Source organism: Bradyrhizobium zhengyangense, from assembly GCF_022012555.1.
Lineage (GTDB): Bacteria > Pseudomonadota > Alphaproteobacteria > Rhizobiales > Xanthobacteraceae > Bradyrhizobium > Bradyrhizobium zhengyangense.
This window is the reverse complement of the sequence record NZ_JAKLTZ010000005.1, coordinates 184,556-203,110: the sequence shown is the minus strand read 5'-3', so window position 1 is coordinate 203,110 and position 18,555 is coordinate 184,556. Positions and strand designations below refer to the sequence as shown.

The 18,555-nt window shown below is 63.9% G+C and carries 14 protein-coding genes; 3 read left to right on the top strand and 11 right to left on the bottom strand.

Annotated elements, in window-relative coordinates; genetic code table 11:
* Window positions 1-65: 65 nt before the first annotated feature.
* The 3 genes from L6639_RS21100 to L6639_RS21090 form a co-directional block, all read right to left on the bottom strand.
* Window positions 66-1,733, bottom strand: coding sequence for a regulator (locus tag L6639_RS21100; RefSeq protein WP_237863552.1), 1,668 nt, complete (start codon window positions 1,731-1,733; stop codon window positions 66-68).
* A 19-nt stretch (window positions 1,734-1,752) separates the two neighbouring features.
* Window positions 1,753-2,442, bottom strand: a complete 690-nt coding sequence (locus tag L6639_RS21095; protein WP_237863551.1) for a cysteine hydrolase family protein — start codon at window positions 2,440-2,442, stop codon at window positions 1,753-1,755.
* A 317-nt stretch (window positions 2,443-2,759) separates the two neighbouring features.
* Window positions 2,760-3,713, bottom strand: coding sequence for a hypothetical protein (locus L6639_RS21090; protein ID WP_237863550.1), 954 nt, complete (start codon window positions 3,711-3,713; stop codon window positions 2,760-2,762).
* A 162-nt stretch (window positions 3,714-3,875) separates the two neighbouring features.
* Here L6639_RS21090 and L6639_RS21085 point away from each other — a divergent pair, with 162 nt between their 5' ends.
* Window positions 3,876-7,352, top strand: coding sequence for an indolepyruvate ferredoxin oxidoreductase family protein (locus tag L6639_RS21085; protein WP_237863549.1), 3,477 nt, complete (start codon window positions 3,876-3,878; stop codon window positions 7,350-7,352).
* Between the two features lie 144 nt (window positions 7,353-7,496).
* Here the strand turns inward: L6639_RS21085 and L6639_RS21080 are convergent, their stop codons facing one another.
* The 4 genes from L6639_RS21080 to L6639_RS21065 form a co-directional block, all read right to left on the bottom strand.
* A complete protein-coding gene (locus L6639_RS21080) occupies window positions 7,497-9,227 on the bottom strand; it encodes an FAD-dependent oxidoreductase (protein ID WP_237863548.1) in 1,731 nt (576 codons plus the stop codon).
* Window positions 9,228-9,285: 58 nt separating this feature from the next.
* Window positions 9,286-10,305, bottom strand: a complete 1,020-nt coding sequence (locus L6639_RS21075; protein ID WP_237863547.1) for a S1C family serine protease — start codon at window positions 10,303-10,305, stop codon at window positions 9,286-9,288.
* 92 nt (window positions 10,306-10,397) lie between these two features.
* Window positions 10,398-10,847, bottom strand: coding sequence for a hypothetical protein (locus tag L6639_RS21070; RefSeq protein WP_237863546.1), 450 nt, complete (start codon window positions 10,845-10,847; stop codon window positions 10,398-10,400).
* A gap of 7 nt (window positions 10,848-10,854) precedes the next feature.
* Window positions 10,855-12,453 carry a GMC family oxidoreductase gene (locus L6639_RS21065; RefSeq protein WP_237863545.1) on the bottom strand — a complete coding sequence of 533 codons (1,599 nt, stop codon included), beginning with the start codon at window positions 12,451-12,453 and terminating at the stop codon, window positions 10,855-10,857.
* A gap of 200 nt (window positions 12,454-12,653) precedes the next feature.
* On the opposite strand from L6639_RS21065, the gene L6639_RS21060 reads away from it, so the two are divergent.
* Window positions 12,654-13,442: a thermonuclease family protein gene (locus L6639_RS21060; RefSeq protein WP_237863544.1), complete on the top strand. Its 789-nt coding sequence runs from the start codon at window positions 12,654-12,656 to the stop codon at window positions 13,440-13,442.
* Between the two features lie 215 nt (window positions 13,443-13,657).
* Here the strand turns inward: L6639_RS21060 and cyoD are convergent, their stop codons facing one another.
* Genes cyoD through L6639_RS21040 form a run of 4 tightly spaced genes read right to left on the bottom strand, consistent with a single transcriptional unit; the run spans window position 13,658 to window position 17,502 of the window.
* On the bottom strand, window positions 13,658-14,041 hold the full coding sequence (cyoD, locus tag L6639_RS21055; protein ID WP_237863543.1) for a cytochrome o ubiquinol oxidase subunit IV: 384 nt from the start codon (window positions 14,039-14,041) through the stop codon (window positions 13,658-13,660).
* Window positions 14,038-14,679, bottom strand: coding sequence for a cytochrome (ubi)quinol oxidase subunit III (locus tag L6639_RS21050; protein ID WP_237863542.1), 642 nt, complete (start codon window positions 14,677-14,679; stop codon window positions 14,038-14,040). The genes cyoD and L6639_RS21050 overlap by 4 nt, the downstream gene beginning before the upstream one ends.
* Window positions 14,679-16,679: a cytochrome o ubiquinol oxidase subunit I gene (cyoB, locus tag L6639_RS21045; RefSeq protein WP_237863541.1), complete on the bottom strand. Its 2,001-nt coding sequence runs from the start codon at window positions 16,677-16,679 to the stop codon at window positions 14,679-14,681. The genes L6639_RS21050 and cyoB overlap by 1 nt, the downstream gene beginning before the upstream one ends.
* Complete coding sequence (locus L6639_RS21040) at window positions 16,669-17,502, bottom strand: cytochrome ubiquinol oxidase subunit II family protein (RefSeq protein WP_237863540.1); 834 nt, start codon at window positions 17,500-17,502, stop codon at window positions 16,669-16,671. The genes cyoB and L6639_RS21040 overlap by 11 nt, the downstream gene beginning before the upstream one ends.
* Window positions 17,503-17,735: 233 nt before the next feature.
* On the opposite strand from L6639_RS21040, the gene L6639_RS21035 reads away from it, so the two are divergent.
* Complete coding sequence (locus tag L6639_RS21035) at window positions 17,736-18,548, top strand: SDR family NAD(P)-dependent oxidoreductase (protein ID WP_237863539.1); 813 nt, start codon at window positions 17,736-17,738, stop codon at window positions 18,546-18,548.
* Window positions 18,549-18,555 lie beyond the last annotated feature (7 nt).

The window sequence follows — 18,555 nt, the reverse complement described above, 5'->3', positions numbered from 1 at the left end:
GGATTAAGACAAAGATGCGGCCTGGCGACGCGACGTCGTCCGGCCGCAGACTTTATTCGCCCAGCCTACTCCGCCGGTGCCGCATGCATCTCCGGATGCGCGGCGTAGTGCTCGCTGGCGCCGAGCTTGCTGGCCGCGAACAGGCCGGCAGCCATCACGGCGTAGGAGAGGGCCACGGCAGGCGTGACACCGAAGCCGCCGCCGATGCCAACGGCTTCGCCATGCATGAAGCCGAAATAGGTCAGCACTGCACCGACAAGTGCGAAGGCCGACGCCTTTTCGAAATCACGCTCGATGATGAAGACGCCGATCGCGCCGAGGATGAGGCCGCCAAGGATGGAGCCACCGCCCATCACCTCCAGCCCGTGATAAAACACACCCTGCTGCGGCAGAGCGGCGACCGCCGCGGTCTTCACTGCGTCAGCTTTGTCGGCCGCCATGCCGCCGACGGTCGCTGCCGCCGTCATGGTCGAGGCCAGCATCGTGTCGATCTGGAGTTTGGCCCAAGCGGCGAGATGCGGGGTCAGCGCCAGCACGATCGCGGGCGCATGCTTGACCGGCGTGGTCTGGAACGCCTGCGCGCCGATCAGCATGCCGATATAGAGCAAGATCGGCGAGATCGCGACCACGGGCACCAACGCCAGCAGCACCGAGATGATGCCGAACCAGGCCAGCACAACCACCATGATGCCGGTCGCCGCCGAGTAGCCGATGCGACCGCCCATCGCCTTCCAGCCGGGATGGCCGATGTAGACGGCGTTGATGAAAGGATTGCCCATCAGGCAGCCGATCAGGCTGACGACGCCGTCGGCGGTCAGCACGCGCGTGGTCGGATATTCGTCGCCGGCAGCCTCCGCGCTCTCGACATTGTCCATGGCCTCTACGAGGTCATAGATGCCGAACGGAACGGCGGTGACCAGGATGACGCCGAGATATTCGAAGCCTGAGAAGACGTAGCCCACGGCGGGAAGCGGCACCGAGAAGCCGAAATTGGAGAAGGCGGCGCTGACGCCTTTGAGGCTCAATCCGCCGAGGCCAAGCCCGAACAGATTCGAGCCCCAGGCGATGATCATGCCCGCCGCGATGGCGACGAGACCCGCGGGAATCCCCTTCGGATACTTCACGCCGCCGAACCAGCTCACCAGGATGATGGCAAAGCAGACGAGGCCGATCTGAGGCGTCATGTACATCTCGAGCGCAGGCCGCATCGAGATGAAGGTGATGGAGACACCCGCGAGCGTGCCAAGCAGCGCCGCGCGCGGTGTGATCTTGCGGATGAACGGCGCGATGAAGCCGCCGATCATCAGGATGAAGCTCTGGAAGAACACCCAGACGAGGCCCGCGGACCAGCCCTTGAGCGGATCGCCCGTCTTCAGCGTGATCGGCAGCATGATCACGAAAGTGACGATGAACATGTGCGGCACGCTGACGCCAGACGGCAGCGCGCAGACATCGCTGCGCCCGGTCTTTTGCGCGAGACGATAGGCGAGAAAGGCGTAGTAGAAGGTCGACAGGCACATCATCAGCCCGAGCGCGGGCAGGATGCGGCCGAACACGAGACTGTCAGGCATCTTCAACACGAAGCGAAGCAGGCCCGTGAGCACCAGCATGTTGACGAGGATGTTGGTGCCGAAGCCGAAAAACGCGTTCCAGTCGCCCGATGTCCATAGCGCCGGTTTGAACTCGGACGTATTGCTTGCAGACTTGCCGGCCGTCCCCGTCAATGTGCTCATGAGAATACCCCTGTGTGGTCTAAACCTTCATTGCCTCCAAGACCGCGGCTGAGGTTGCGACCCAGCCGAAGATGCCGCCCTGGGCCTTGATCATCTTCAGGCCCATCTCGTGAAACTCGGGGAAGTAGGATGCGCAGCCGTCCGAGATGACGACGCAGCGATAGCCGCGGTCGTTGGCCTCGCGCACGGTGGTGTTGACACACACCTCAGTGGTGACGCCGCATACGAGTAAATTCTCGATGCCGTATTTCTCCAGCACATCGGTGAGCTCGGTGGCGTAGAACGCGCCCTTGCCGGGCTTGTCGATCACGACCTCGCTGTCGAGCGGATAAAGCTCGGGAATGATGTCGTGACCAGCCTCACCGCGAATGAGGATGCGGCCCATCGGGCCGGGATCACCGATACGCAAGGACGGCGCGCCGCGCTCGACTTTCGCCGGCGGCGCATCGGACAGATCAGGCAGATGCCCTTCGCGGGTATGGATCACCAGCATGCCGGTGTCGCGTGCGGCCTTCAGCACCGCGCCGATCGGCTTCACCGCATGCGCGAGTTGGCTGACGTCGTTGCCAAGCGTCTCGCCGAAACCGCCGGGCTCCATGAAGTCGCGCTGCATGTCGATGATCACAAGCGCGGTCGACGACCAGTCGAGCTTGATCGGCTCGGGCTCGGCGCTGATGACGCCCAATGTCGGCTTGGTTGAGTTCAACATGACGCAGGCCCCCGCGAGAACTCTCTTTGCGGGGAGTTCTGCAAGCGCCGTGCCATTGTGTACAATTGCAGTGACGTACGAGGCGCAACGAAAATCGATGCGTACTCAGAAGGTTACGCCCGAGATCGAGGACTGCTTATTCCCTGTGCGACGGCTTTGCGAGGTGCATTTGCCTAGAGGATGAGCGTTGGTCGCGCACTCTCCGCCCGTCATTCCGGGGCGACGCGAAGCGTCGAGCCCGGAATCCATAACCACGATCGGGAGTATGGATTTCGGGCTCGCAACTTTGTCGCGCCCCGGAATGACGGACAGAGAGACTACCGCCCCGCTCCATACAGCCGCCGATACTCCTCCTCATAGGGCGCATAAGAGTCCTTCAGCGTCGCCATGTTGAGCAGCATGGTCGCAACCACCGCGCCGGCCTTTTCGAACACTCGCGTCTTGACCCAGGCGCTCTCGGTGCGTCGGCTGCCGGACAGTGCGACCACCTCACGCTCGACCTCATACTCTTCGTCAACAAAGAGCGGCCCCTTCATCAGCCGGATCTCCTGGTCGGCGAACAGGCCGACGGCCGGTCCCTTCGCCGGCAGCGGATCGTCCTTGGAGCGGTACTGGAACAGCACGCTCAGCATCTCCATCGGGATGATCGCCTTCCGCCACGGATTGTCGGCGCTGGAATAGTAAGGCGAGTTTTCGGTGATGACGCCGAGCTTCTGCCTGAGGGAGAACGGATAGAGGTCGCCCATGTTCTGGTCGAACGCCATCCGCACCGGCTGCCGCCTGCTCGTCTGCGCCACCTTCACGTCGCGCAGGATGACAGGATCGGTGAGCGGCTTGAGCTCGGTCAGGCGCGTCTCGAGCGCCGTCGCGGCTTGCGCATCGCCGACCGAGGCCGTGCCGCGCAAGACCTCGGTGCCATCGCGCTTCACCATCTGGATCTGGCACTGGCTCGTTCCGGGCAACGGCTTCGACAGAATCGCCTGCACGTCCTCACCTTCGAAGCAGGCATTGCGATAATGGGCGGACAGACAGCCGCTCTCGAACCACGCCCGCCCCCATAACCGCGCGCCGAGCGGCGCGAATTGGCTGAAATGCGTCGGGCCTTCGATGGTGCCGCCCTTGAAGCCGAGCTTCTGCGCGGTGGCATCGTCGTGGATGGAGGCATGCGCATCGTAAACCTGCGCGTGCAGCATCTGGCGGGGCTGACGCCATGGCCCGATCAGGGCCTCGGCGGTTTCGGTGATCTCGGTATTGAACGCGTTCGCCGTCATGGGCTCCTCCACAGGCAGCCATGACTAGCAGGCCCGCCACGGATGCGGCCAGCGATATTGACTTCGGTGCTCCATGCTTTTGACTGCCGCATCCGCTTCGCAAGTCGCCGATCTTTCCGCGGCGCAAAATTCCCACCTCATGCGACGACGAGGACTCCTAAAATGGCGCTGTTGCAGGTCGAGCTGGACGATAAATACCGGCTCGAATCGAAGCGGATCTTCCTGTCCGGCACTCAGGCCCTGGTCCGCTTGCCCATGTTGCAGCGCGAACGTGACCGGCTCCAGGGACTCAAAACCGGCGGCTTCATCTCGGGCTATCGCGGTTCCCCGCTCGGCATGTACGACCACGCGCTGTGGCGCGCGAAGTCGCACCTTCAGCAGCACGACATCGCCTTCGTCCCCGGCCTGAACGAGGATCTGGCGGCGACCGCGGTCTGGGGCAGCCAGCAGGTCGGCCTGTTTCCCGGCGCCAAGGTCGATGGCGTGTTCGGCATCTGGTACGGCAAGGGTCCGGGCGTCGACCGCTCGGTCGATGCGCTCAAGCATGCCAATGCCGCTGGCACCTCGCTCAATGGCGGCGTGCTCGCGCTCGCCGGCGACGACCATGGTTGCCAGTCTTCGACGCTGGCGCATCAGAGCGAGCAGGTGTTCGCGGCGGCAATGATTCCCGTGATCAATCCCGCCACGCTCCAGGACTATCTCGATCTCGGCCTCTACGGTTTTGCGCTGTCGCGTTTCTCCGGATGCTGGGTCGGCTTCAAGGCGATCAGCGAGACGGTCGAGAGCTCCGCCTCGATCGATAGCGATCCCGCACGCATCAGGATCGTACTTCCCGATGATTTCGAGATGCCGCCCGGCGGCCTCAACATCCGCTGGCCCGATCCTCCGCTGGAGGCCGAGCGGCGCCTGTTCGGGCCGAAGATGGCCGCGGTGCAGGCCTTCGCCCGCGCCAACCGGCTCGATCACATTGTGCTCGATTCCAAGCCCGCAAGGCTCGGTATCATCGCGACCGGCAAGGCCTATCTCGATCTGCGCCAAGCGCTGGCCGACCTCGGCATCACCGACAAGGACGCGCAGGATCTGGGCTTGCGCATCTATAAGGTCGCGCTGACCTGGCCGCTGGAGGAAAGCGGCGCGAGGCGCTTTGCCGAGGGCCTGCAGGACGTGCTGGTGGTCGAAGAGAAGCGCGGCTTCATCGAAGACCAGTTGATGCGCATCCTCTACAACATTGATGGGTCGAGGCGCCCGACCGTCACCGGCAAGCGCGACGAGAGCGGTGCACCGTTGCTGCCGAGCGAGGGCGAGTTGACGCCGACCATCGTCGCGGGCGCGCTGGTGGCACGCTTGCGCAAGCTCGGCCATCACAGCCCGGTGCTGGAGCAGCGCCTTGCCCGGCTCGAGGCCTTCGACAATCCTGTGACGACCACAACGCAGATCAAACTCGCGCGCACGCCGTTCTTCTGCTCGGGCTGCCCGCACAATACCTCGACGCGCGTGCCCGAAGGCAGCCGTGCCATGGCTGGTATCGGCTGCCACGGCATGGCCCTGAGCATGCCCACTCGCCGTACCGACCTGATCTCTCATATGGGCGCCGAGGGCGTGAACTGGATCGGCCAGTCGCCCTTCACCACCGAAAAGCACATCTTCCAGAATCTTGGCGACGGCACCTATACGCACTCCGGCTTGCTGGCGCTCCGCGCAGCATCGGCGGCCGGCATCAACATCACCTACAAGATCCTCTACAACGACGCCGTCGCGATGACTGGCGGCCAGCCGGCCGAAGGTGCCTTCAATGTCGCGCAGATCGCGCACCAGGTCTGGGCCGAGGGCGTCAAGCGGCTTGCGATCGTCTCGGACGATCCGAGCAAATACCCTGAGGGCAATTACTTCCCGCAGGGCGCGACGATTCATCACCGCCGCGAGCTCGATGCCGTGCAGCGCGAGCTGCGCGATATCAAGGGGCTCACGGTCGTCATCTACGACCAAACCTGCGCCGCGGAGAAGCGCCGCCGTCGCAAGCGCGGGCTCTATCCCGATCCCGCCAAGCGCGCCTTCATCAACGAGCTGGTCTGCGAAGGCTGCGGCGATTGCTCGCAGGCGTCCAACTGCGTCTCGGTGCAGCCGCTGGAGACCGAGTTCGGCCGCAAGCGCCAGATCGACCAGTCCAACTGCAACAAGGACTTTTCCTGCGTCGAGGGCTTCTGCCCGAGCTTTGTCACCGTGCATGGTGGTTCGCTGAAGCGGATGAAGACCTCGGCGGTGGACTCCGGCCAATTGTTCGCCGACCTGCCGCTGCCGTCCGCGCGTGAGCTTGATGGACCCTACAACATCCTCGTCACCGGCATTGGCGGCACCGGCGTCATCACCATCGGCGCGCTGCTCGGCATGGCCGCCCATGTCGACGGCCGCGGCTGCTCGGCGCTCGATATCACCGGCCTTTCGCAGAAGAACGGCGCGGTGATGAGCCATGTCCGCATCGCACCGAAGCCGGAAGACATCTCGGCGGTCCGCATTACCACCGGCGGCGCCGACGTCATCCTCGGTTGCGACATGATCGTCTCGGCCGGCCCGGCGGCGCTGAGCCGCGCCGAGCGTGGCGTGACCAAGGCCTATATCAACGCCGACCTGCAGCCGACCGCGAGCTTCGTGCAGAACCCCGATATCGATTTCGAGATGGGCACGATGCAGACCGTGCTGCGCGATGCGGTCGGCGACAAGAATCTCGACATCATCGACGCGACAGGCATTGCCGGCGCGCTGATGGGCGACAGCATCGCAACCAATCCCTTCATGCTGGGCTTCGCCTTCCAGAGGGGGTCGATCCCCCTGTCGCTGGAGGCCCTGCTGCGCGCCATCGAGATCAACGGCGCCGCGATCGAGATGAACAAGCTCGCCTTCACCTGGGGCCGCCTCGCCGCTCACGACATGTCGCGCGTGCGCAGCGTGCTTCAATTCAAGAATCGGGCGTCCGCGCCGACCAAATCGCTTGACGATATCATCGCAACCCGTGCCGAATTCCTGACCAGCTATCAGGACAAGGCGTACGCGGACCGCTACCTCGCAGCTGTGGCCAAAGTGCGCAAGGCGGAAGCTGCCGCCTCGCCCGCCTCCACGGAGCTGACCGAGGCCGTGGCAAAGAACCTGTTCAAGCTGATGTCCTACAAGGACGAGTACGAGGTCGCGCGGCTCTATACCGATGGCAGCTTTGCCAGGAAGGTGTCGGAAAAGTTCGACGGCAACTTCACACTGAAGTACCACCTCGCACCGCCGATCTTCGCCAAGCGCGACAAGTCGACGGGACGGCTTCAGAAGCAGGAATTCGGCGGCTGGATGATCCACGCCTTTCGCGTGCTGGCGAAGCTGAAATTCCTGCGCGGCGGCGCTTTTGATCTGTTCGGCCGCACTGAAGAGCGCCGGACCGAGCGGAAGCTGGTCGCAGATTATCTCGGCATGATCGATCAGCGGATGCCCGGACTGAAAGCGGAGCAGATCCCGCTTCTGACAAGACTAGCGCGTGTACCGGAAACCATCCGCGGCTTCGGCCACGTCAAGGAGGCCAACATCAAGCTGGCGGCAGCGGAGAAGGCGCGGCTAGAGGCGGAGCTGGAGAACAGCCGATTTGCCGCGGCGGCGGAGTAGAGGCCGCATTGTCGCCAAGCACACAGCTGTCATCGCCCGGCTTGACCGGGCGATCCAGTACGCCGAGACAGCTGTAATTGAACTGAGGGGCCGCGGCGGACCGGTTGCCCCGCGTTCGCGGCGCATGACTGCGGTGGGAGATAGCTAGGCTGACGTCGTGGCGACGCGCGGCGCCACCGACCCCGCCGCCCCCTCCGCCAGATGCCGCCCCGCGATATACCCGAACGTCAGCGCCGGCCCGAGCGTGATGCCCGGACCGGGATAATTCCCGTTCATGATCGAGCCCATGTCGTTGCCACAGGCATAAAGCCCCGCAACCGGCATGCCGTCCTCGCGCAGCACGCGCGCCTGCGCATCGACGTTCATGCCGATCGCGGTGCCGAGATCGGCCGGATAGATGCGCATGGCGAAGAAGGGCGCACAGTGGATTGGCGCAACGCAGGGGTTGGGCTTATGAGCGGCGTCGCCGAGGTGGCGCTGGTAGATGGTGCTGCCACGACCGAATTCGGGATCGCGGCCTTCCTTTGCACCATCGTTGTAAGCCGCGATCGTCGCGGTAAGCAGGGCCGGCTTGATGCCGATCTTGGCCGCAAGCTCTGAGATGTCGGGAGCCTCGATCAATTCACCGCTCGCCACATAGCAGCGCACACTGCGCGTGAACGGCTTGATGCGACCGAGACCGTAGCTCCACAGGAACGGCCGGTCGCAGACCAGATAGAACGGCCGGTCCGGTTCGCCATTGGCATCGCGCAGCATCGCGAGCACGAACTCATGGTAAGAGAGCGCCTCGTTGACGAAGCGCCGGCCCGCGCCGTTCACGGCGATGACGCCGGGCTTCGCGCGGTCAGTCACAGTGTGCGGGAACACGCCGCGGCTGCCGTCGGTGCGGCGGAACAGCGAGGCCGGTACCCAATAGGCCGGGCTCGTCGCGTCCGTATTCAGCGCCGCATTGGCCGTCGCCGCAAGCCGAAGCCCATCGCCCGTGCCCGCTATGTTGGCGGCCGAGACAAATCCAGCCGAGGGCGGGAAAAAGCGTTTGCGCAAGACCGCATCATGCGAAAAGCCGCCGGTTGCGAGCACGACGCCGCGCCTCGCGGCGATCAAGCGGTCGCGCGAGCCATGGCGAATCACAACGCCACCGACGCGATCGCCTTGCATCAACAAATCCTCGACATCGGCACTGAAGAGAATCTCGACCTGCCGCGCCAGCAGCGAGGCATAGAGCCGAGCAGCGAGCGCATTGCCGAGATGCAGCGTCGTTCCGCGCAGGCTGCGCAGTCGTTGCAGCGCATATCCGGAGATCAACCGTGCCGCGCGCAAAGTCGAGCGCAGCGATTTTCCGACACGGCGCAGATGCGGGATGTCGAGCCGGTTGACCATCATCCCGCCGAACAGCGTGAATTCCGGCAGCGGCGCGCGCAGCCGCGCGAAAGCTGGGCCCAGCCGCGTGCCGTCGAACGCGACCGGCTCCAGCACGCGCCCGCCTGATGTCGCGCCCAGCCGCTCCGGATAATAGTCCGGATAGGCCTTCACTGACTGAAGGCGAACTTCCGTGTTGCTTTCGAGATAGGCGATCGCTTCCGGCCCACGCGCAAGAAATGCCGCGCGCAGGCCCGCGTTGGCAGGTTCGGGCACGGTGCTCGACAGATACCGGACCGCATCCGTGATGCTGTCGGAGAGCCCCGCCTCTTTCATCTTGGCATTGGCGGGGATCCAGACCATGCCTCCGGACCACGCGGTCGTGCCGCCAACGAAAGCGGTCTTCTCGATCACCAGCACGCGCAGACCTTCGGCGGCAGCGACGGCCGCAGCTGTCATACCGCCGGCGCCAGCGCCGATGACAATGACGTCGTAGGTCTCATGCGCCGGCATCATGCGGCAGGGGTCCGGAGGGGAGGCATGACACCGTCATACCCCGCCTGCCGTCCCGCAGCTAGCGGGCCGGTTTCCGCTCGATGGGATCGATATCGATCGCCCGCAGCCGGCCGAGCCGCAACACGTCCATGGCGAGCCGCCGGCCGATCCGGTCGCGGTCGAGCACGCGGATCAGATCATCCACGCCGTTGATCTCGACACCGTCCAGCTTGATGACGACGTCGCCGGGCAACAGGCCCGCCTTCGCCGCCGGGCCGTCCTGCTCGATCTGCATCAAGAGCGCGCCCATCTTGTTCTCGACGCCGGCCAGCACCGCATGCCGCCGCGGGACCGGCGCGGTCTGCCCGGCAACACCGATAAAGGCGCGGCGGACATAGCCGTGGCGGATGATCTCCGACAGTACGAATTGCGCCGTGTTGCTCGCAACCGCAAAGCAGATGCCCTGCGCACCGTTGATGATCGCCGTGTTGATGCCGATCACCTCGGCATTTGACGACACCAGCGGCCCGCCCGAATTGCCGGGATTGAGCGCGGCATCGGTCTGGATCACGTCCTCAATGGTCCGGCCGCTGACCGAGCGGATCGAGCGCCCGAGCGCAGAAACCACGCCGGCGGTGACGGTCGATTCGAAACCGAGCGGGTTGCCGATCGCGATCACGAGCTGGCCGCGCCGGAGCGTTTTGGAATTGCCAAGCGCGGCATAGGGCAAGTCGCGCACGCCGTTGGCGCGCAGGAGCGCGAGATCCGTATCGGGATCGACGCCCAGCACGCGCGCATCGCCAACATGACCTTCGACGTCCCGCAGCCGGATCTCCTTGGCCGAGCCGACCACGTGGCTGTTGGTGAGGACGAGGCCGTCAGGCGAGATCACAATGCCGGAGCCGAGCCCGCCGCGCTCGCGGCCGTTCGGCGTCTTTGGTCCGGTCTCGACGCGCACGACGGCGGGACCGACGCGGTCGGTCACATCGATCACAGCGTTGGAATAGGCGTCCAGCAGGGCCCGGTCATCGACCGGAGCAGATGCTGTCGTTCGCGATGACGGTGCGTCATCGACGATATCTGAAGTGAAATCCAGCATGGCAAGAGTCCTTGAGGCTCACACAGATGGTGGCCTGTTCCATCGGGCGCAAGGTGCAAGCCCGGGGGTGCAAGGCCGGACTGCCCAGATGGCTAGGGCGCGCGCCGCAGCGTGCCGCCCCTGGCTTTGACCGGATCGAGCAGCGACCAGTCGCCATCCGGGAGCACGTAGCCCTTGGGAAACGGCGCACGCAACTCCAGCCCGAGCGAGCGCAGCACGCGGTCGTCGCGGTAGTAGCATTGCAGCACCACGCGCACGAGCGTTGCCGCGGCCGCGCCGCCTTTCTTGCGAAATTCCTGCGCCGCGGCATTGCGCTTCGAGGCATCGAGCTCGGCAAGCGGCCCGCCGGCCAGGCGCGCCAGATGGTCCAGCGCCGCCGTCACCATCTTGCTGTCGCGGCCGAGCGTCGCCAGCATATCGGCCTGGATCGCGGCATCGTCGGCGCCGGGCACCTTGTACTCGTCGCTGGCGGGCACGATCATCGCGGCGATGGTGCGCAGGTCGTCGCGTTGAGCGCGCGTCAGTTGAAGACTTTCGGACATGTCGGCCTCAGTCGAACAGGTTGGCGAGACGCTGCTTCATCTGGTCGGCGATGTAGAGCGCGAGGGCCTGGATGGTGGAGGTCGGGTTTACGCCGCCCGAGGTGACGAAGATGCTGCCATCGACAATGAAGAGGTTCTTCACGTCGTGCGTGCGGCCCCATTCGTTGACGACGGAGCGCTGGGGGTCTGTGCCCATCCGCGCGGTACCGAGCAGATGCCAGCCGCCCCAGGGGATCGGGGAGTTGACGCAGATGTCGGTGGCGCCCGCCATCTCCAGAACCTCGCGGCCGCGGGCGAGCGCATGGTCCATCATCTTCCGGCTGTTCTCGGAGATCGTGTAGTCGATCTTCGGGGCGGGAATGCCGTGGCTGTCCTTCAGCACGGGATCGAGCGTGACCTGGTTATGCTCCTCCGGCAGGTCCTCGCAGATCGCGGAGAAGCCGAGCCGATGGCCGTTGAGCTTGCGGAAGACGCGGTGGTGATCTTCTCCCCAGGGCAGAATGCCCTTCTGCTCGCTGACCACAGCCTCGAATACCGGCCCGGCGCCACGCACGAACTGGACGCCATAGCCGCGCACGAAACCGCGCGACAGGTCCGTGTCGTACCACTCCTTGCTCCACAGACAGGTCGGCGGCGCGCGATTGGAGTCGGTCGGCTCCTTCACATAGCCGTAGATCTGCGCATAGGGGTGGAACATCAAATTCTTGCCGACGAGGCCGGACGAATTGGCAAGGCCGTTCGGGAAGCGGTCGGATTTCGAGTTGAGCAGCAGCCGCGGCGTGCCGACGCCATTGCAGGCGATGATCACGACATGCGCGGGCTGGAACTGCTCGATGCCGTCCTTGTCGTAATAGACCACGCCGGTGGCCATGCCGTTCTCGTCGGTGGTGATCTCGCGCACCCGGCAATGCGTGCGCAGCTCGACGCCGGCCCGAACCGCATGCGGCCAATAGGTGATGTCGGTCGAGGATTTTGCGCCTTGTGCGCAGGCGGGCGTGCAATGGCCGAGATTGATGCAGCGCGCCCGCCCCTCATAGTCCATGGTCGCGACCGTCGTATCCGACGGCCACCAGTGCCAGCCGAGCTTGTTCATGGCCTTGGCGACGATGGCGCCAGACAGGCCCATCGGCTGCTGAGGCATCGGCGGATGCGTCAGCGGCGACAGCGGATCGCCTGACAGGCCAGACGTGCCCATCATGCGGTCGTTCTCTTCGAAGAACGGTGTCAGCGCGTCGTAGTCGATCGGCCAGTCGTCAGCGACACCGTCGAGCGTCTTCACCTTGAAATCGGAAGGATGCAGCCGCGGCCAGTGCGCGGTGTACATCACCGTCGAGCCCCCGACCGCGTTATAATTCACGACCTTGATCGGGGAATTGTCGTCGTTAACAGGATAGTCCTCGGGCCGGCCGCGGATATTGGGGCTCGACGACCACTCGCCGAAGAACCTGGCCTCCCAGTCCCGGCCCGTGCTCGGATATTCCGCCGGGTTCATCCAGCCGCCCTGCTCCAGGCAGAGAATGTGCATCTTGGTCTCGGCCAACGACCACGCCACTGCCGCGCCTGAAGCGCCAGCGCCGATGATCAGGACGTCCACGGGGTCTTTCATCGAAAAGTCTTCCTCCCGCCCTCGCCACTTCCCGGGCGATTCGGCCATCACGGCTCACAAGGCCATCAAACGATAGGGGCAGACCGGCCGGCGAGTAAAGGCTGGCTGGCGAATGTCGCACTTCGCACAGCGCAGACCATTGGTCTCGCGTCTGCCGGATGCTAGGAACGAGGAGCAAGAGCAATCGATAGCGAGAAATTATGTCCTTCGAATATTCATTGGCCGCTGCCCGCGCCTTCGCGCTTGTTTTATTTCTCGCTCTTTCCGGATTTTTGGGGACCTCCAGTCCTGTCACCGCGCTGACTGCGGCCGCAACGGTCCGGGATGCCAATTCGATCCAGCTTGGCGACATCACCTACCGGCTCGATGGCGTCGACGCGCCCGAGTTGGACCAGGTCTGCATCGACGACCACGCCGATCCCTGGACCTGCGGCATCGAGGCCCGCGACCAGCTCGCCAAGCTGATCGGCGGCAAGCCGGTGCGCTGTGACGACGTCGGTCCCGAGAAGAATTTTGGCAAGCGCCACCGCGCGATCTGCACGGTCGAGGGCGAGAAGGTATCATTGAACGAGCAACTCGTCAGGCTGGGCTTCGCCATCGCGCGCGAGCCCCTCAAGGCCAATGTCAAGCCGGCGGCCGCCGAGGCGAAGACGGCGTCATCAGGCATCTGGAAGGGCTGCTTTGTTGCACCGCAAGAATTCCGTACCGGCAAGAAGGACGGCTCCCTGCTCGGCGCCGCCTGCCGTCCCGACCGCGACAAGGAGATTCGGGCGGTGCTGTTTCCGGAGGAGCTGACGGCGCCGCCGAGCTGCACCATCAAAGGTAAGCTCGCGGTGCGCGCCCGCGTCACCGGCAATATCGGCATTTATCACTTGAGGGGCTGCCCGAGCTATGCCGCGACGACCAAGCCGGACCGCTGGTTCTGCTCGGAGGACGACGCCCAGGCCTCCGGCTTCCGCAAGGCGTACAACTGCCGCCGGCCAAAGTGAACATTTTGGTTCACGCACCCGTGAGTGGTAGTCCTAGACCGTATTGATCCGGAATTGAACTGAATCGGGAGTTGCTGCACCTATATGTGTACGTAAGCGCTTTGCGCGGGCGTTTCCTTGGCAGACGATCCTCATCGGATTGTCCTTGCTCGGGCGTTTCCTCCCTAGACTTGGGCCGCTTGTCACAACAAGCGGCTCTTCTTTTTTGCGCAGCGCTAGCTGTGCATCCGGATGAACTGATCCATCGGCGGCATGTTCTGGTTGAGATGCGCCATGATCCAGACGGTGCCACCGACCACCAGGAAAACGACCAGCAGCCCGAAGGCCAGCGCCAGCACGTTGTTGGTGTTGTCGGGTCCCGTGGTGATGTGCAGGAAGAAGACGAGGTGCACGCCCATCTGCGCGATCGCGAGCACGATCAGCGCGACGGGGATCGAAGGCTGCCAGACCAGATCCGTGCCGGCGATGAAGAACGAGGTCGCGGTGAGCAGCAGCGCGAGACCCAGGCCGACGACGTAGCCGACGATGCGCTCACCGACGCTGTGCTGCTCTTCTTCGCCCGGCGCGAGGTCATGTTCGATGTGCGTCTGATCGCTCATACGCCACTCCCAAGCAAGTAGACCACGGAAAAGACTCCAACCCAAATGATGTCGAGCGCGTGCCAGAACAGCGCAAAGCACATCATCCGGCGCAGCACATCGGCGCGAAAGCCCTTGGCAAAGACCTGTGCCATCATGGTGAGCAGCCAAAGCACGCCTGCCGAGACATGCAGGCCGTGGCAGCCGACCAGTGAGAAGAACGCGCTCAGGAAGGCGCTGCGCGACGGGCCATAGCCGCGGGAGACGAGATCGGCGAACTCCCTCAACTCGATGGCGAGGAAGATCAGCCCCAGCACGCAAGTTACGGCCATGCCGAGATAGAACCAGAACCGGTTGCGCACGTCGGCGGCGATGCTGGCCATACCGCACGTGAAACTCGACAGCAGCAGGCAGACGGTTTCGATCGCGACGTTGCGCTGCTCGAAAATCTCCGAGCCCTTCGGACCGTCGGCGGTCTGGCTGACCAGCACGGCGTAGGCCGCAAAAAAGCAGGAGAACATCACGATGTCGGAGAGCAGGAACACCCAGAAGCCATAGGCGGTCACGATCCGCTTCGGCGCGGGCCCGCGATGCTCGATGACAACACCGATGTGATGAGGATCGGCATGCGCGCGGCCGACGGTCGCGGTCATCGACATCAGATTGCCCCCGCCATGCTGACAAGGTTGCGCCGTTCCTCGAGATTGGCGCGGTCGATCGCGGCGACCTCCGCGGCCGGGATGACGTATTCGTCATGGTCGCGCCAGGCGAACACGACGAAGGTCGCGAAGGCGCCAATGCCGCCCAAAATCACCATCCACCAGATGTGCCAGATCAACGCAAAGCCCATGATCGCGGCGAAAAACGCGCAGACGAAGCCGGTCGGCGAGTTCCTGGGCATCTCGATGTCGTGATATTCGGGCACTTCGTGTTCGAGCGATTGCTGCTGGGCCGCGATCTTCATGTCCCAATAGGCGTCCTCGCCGCGGACATCAGGATGGAAGGCGAAGTTGAACACCGGCGGCGGCGAGGAGGTCGCCCATTCCAGCGACCGGCCGTCCCAGGGGTCGCCGGTGCGGTCGCGCAAGGCCTCGCGATTACGGATGCTGACGACGAGCTGCATGATCTGGCAGATCACGCCGATCGACAGCACGGCCATGCCGATTGCTGCCACGATCATCCACGGCCGCCACGCCGCGACGTCATAATGCTGCAAGCGCCGCGTCATGCCGAGCATGCCGGCAACATAGAGCGGCACGAAGGTGATGTAGAAGCCGAGGAAGGTAAACCAGAACGCCCGCTTGCCCCAGCGCTCGTCAAGCCGAAAGCCGAAGGCCTTCGGAAACCAGTATTCGAAGCCGGCAAAGGCGCCGAACAGCACGCCGCCGATGATCACGTTGTGGAAGTGGGCGACCAGGAACATGCTGTTGTGGAGCATGAAATCCGCCGGCGGCACCGCGACCAGAACGCCGGTCAATCCGCCGATGATGAAGGTGACCATGAAGCCGACCGCCCACAGCATCGGCGTCGCAAAACGGATGCGACCGCCATACATCGTGAACAGCCAGTTGTAGATCTTCACGCCCGTCGGCACCGCGATGATCATGCTCGCGATGCCGAAGATGGCGTTGACGTCGGGGCCTGCGCCCATCGTAAAGAAGTGATGCAGCCAGACCATGAAGGAGATGACGCAGATCGCCATGGTGGCCAGCACCATGGAGCGATAGCCGAATAGCGCCTTGCCGGAGAAGGTCGAGACCACCTCGGAGAAGATGCCGAAGGCCGGCAGCACGAGGATGTAGACCTCCGGATGCCCCCAGGCCCAGATCAGGTTCATGAACATCATGACGTTGCCGCCGGCCTCGTTGGTGAAGAAATGGAAGCCGAGGTAACGGTCGAGCAGCAGCATCGCCAGCGTCGCGGTGAGGATCGGGAACGCCGCGACGATGAGGAGGTTCGAAGCGAGCGTGGTCCAGCAGAACATCGGCATGCGCAGATAGTTCATGCCCTTGGTCCGCAGCTTCAGCACTGTCGTGACAAGGTTGATGCCTGCCACCAGCGTGCCGACGCCTGATATCTGGAGCGACCAGGCGTAATAATCGACACCTACTCCAGGCGAGTAAGACAGCTCCGAGAGCGGTGGAAAGGCAAGCCAGCCGGTGCGGGCGAACTCACCGATCACGAGCGAGAGATTGACCAGCAAGGCACCTGTCGCGGTGAGCCAGAAGCCGACCGAATTGAGCGTCGGAAACGCGACGTCGCGCACGCCGAGCTGAAGTGGCACCACCAAATTCATCAGTCCGATCACGAACGGCATCGCCACGAAGAAGATCATGATGGTGCCATGCGCAGAAAAGATCTGGTTGTAGTGCTCCGGCGGCAGATAGCCTTGCGATTGATAGGCGATCGCCTGCTGGACCCGCATCATGATGGCATCGCTGCCGCCGCGCAGCAGCATCACCGAGGCCAGCAGGATGTACATCACGCCAATGCGCTTGTGATCGACGCTGGTGATCCATTCGTGCCAGAGATAGGACAGATGCCCTTTCACGACGACCCAGATCAGCACGGCGAGGATCGCAACCAGCACCACGCCACCCGCTATCAGCGGAATCGGCTGATCGAACGGAATGGCCGACCAGTCGAGCTTACCGAGCATCAACGCCTCCACTGTGGGGACGGCCGGCATCGGAGAGGAGCTCCGGCCCCGGTCCCGGCGGAATGTGCTGGGTTGCTATCAGGTCGAACAGGCGGGGATCGTCCAGCCGATAGGTCGGCCTACCCTTCTCGATGCCCTGCTGCATCAGCTTCTTGTAGCTGTCCTCGTTCAGCACGGCATCGCTTTTCGCCGTGCCCGCCACCCAATCAGGGAAGGCGAGCGGCGAGATCACGTTGACGTCGAACATCATGTCCGGAAAGCCATCGCCGGAAAAATGTGCCGAGAGGCCTTGCAGCTTGCCCTCATTGTCAGCACGCAGGTTCAACCTCGTCACCATGCCGTTCATGGTGTAGATCATGCTGCCGAGCTGCGGGATGAAGAACACGTTCATCACGCTCGACGATGTCAGCTGGAAATTGAGCTCAGCGCCTGCGGGTACTGTCAACGTGTTGACGGTGGCGATCCGCTGGTCCGGATAGATGAAAAGCCACTTCCAGTCGAGCGACACTGCCTGAATGCGCACCGGGCTGCCGGTGCCTGGCACGGGCGCTCTCGGATCGAGCTGGTGCGAGCCGATCCAGGCGACGCCGCCGAGCAGGATGACCGTTAGCGCGGGGATCGCCCACACCACCATCTCGACGCGGCCGGAATAGACGAAGTCAGGCTGAAAGCGTGCTTTCGTGTTGGAGGCGCGAAACCAGAACGCAAAAGCGAGGATCGCGAAAATGGTTGGCACCACGATCGCGAGCATGATGAAGACGGAATCGACCAGGATGGTGCTGTTGGCGGCAGCCACCGGCCCTTGTGGATCGAGCAGATTCATCGGCAAGCCACTGGCGATTGGGAGACCCCGACGACGACGGTAACGCGAAAAGCGCTCCAGCCACAAACGCAGTTGCGTGAAGACGGTTCCGAGCAGTTGCTGCTCAACCGCAGCTCATCTCGTCCGGCGGCATGCAATTCCGTGCGATGTCAATGACATCGACGCGGGACGGCGGGCCTTCTCACCCAGGCGGCGCGTTGCTAGTTTGCACGAAAATATCGGGATGAAACGACATGCAGGGCCCTGAGGACGATGCCGGCCTCGCCGGCAAGGTGGCGCTGATCAGCGGCGGTGGCGCCGCTGGTGACGGCATCGGCAACGGTCGCGCCGCAGCAATTCTGCTGGCCCGCGCCGGCGTAAAGGTGCTGGTCGCCGATCTCGACCTCAAGCTCGCCGAGCGCACCGTCGAGATGATCAAAGCCGAGGGCGGCACGGCCGCGCCCCACGGCGGTGACGTCACCAGCGAAGGTGATTGCAAACAGCTCGTCGACGCCGCACTCGACCGCTGGGGTCGGCTCGATTTCCTTGACAACAATGTCGGCATCGGCAGCCGCGGCAGCGTGGTCGACGAGGCACCCGAGCAATATCGCCGCGTCATGCAGGTCAATGTCGAGACCATGTTCCTACTGTCGAAGCATGCGATTCCCGCCATGATCAAAACCGCCAAGGGCGGCGCGATCGTCAATATCTCCTCGATCTCCGCGCTACGGCCGCGCGGGCTCACGACCTACACGACCTCCAAGGCGGCCATCATTGGCCTCACGCGCGCGATGGCGGTCGATCACGGCCGCGACAACATCCGTGTCAACTGCATCTGCCCCGGGCCGATGTACACGCCGATGGTCTATGCCCGCGGCATGAGCGAGCAGGCGCGCGCCAACCGCGCCAGGGCCTCCCTGCTCAAGACCGAAGGCACCGGCTGGGACGTCGGCCATGCCGTCAAATTTCTGCTCAGCAATTTCGCGCGCTACATCACCGGCCAGGTGCTGGTGGTCGACGGCGGCGTCACGCTGCAGGCGCCCGAACGCGAGTCACAAGAACACTAGAGGAAAC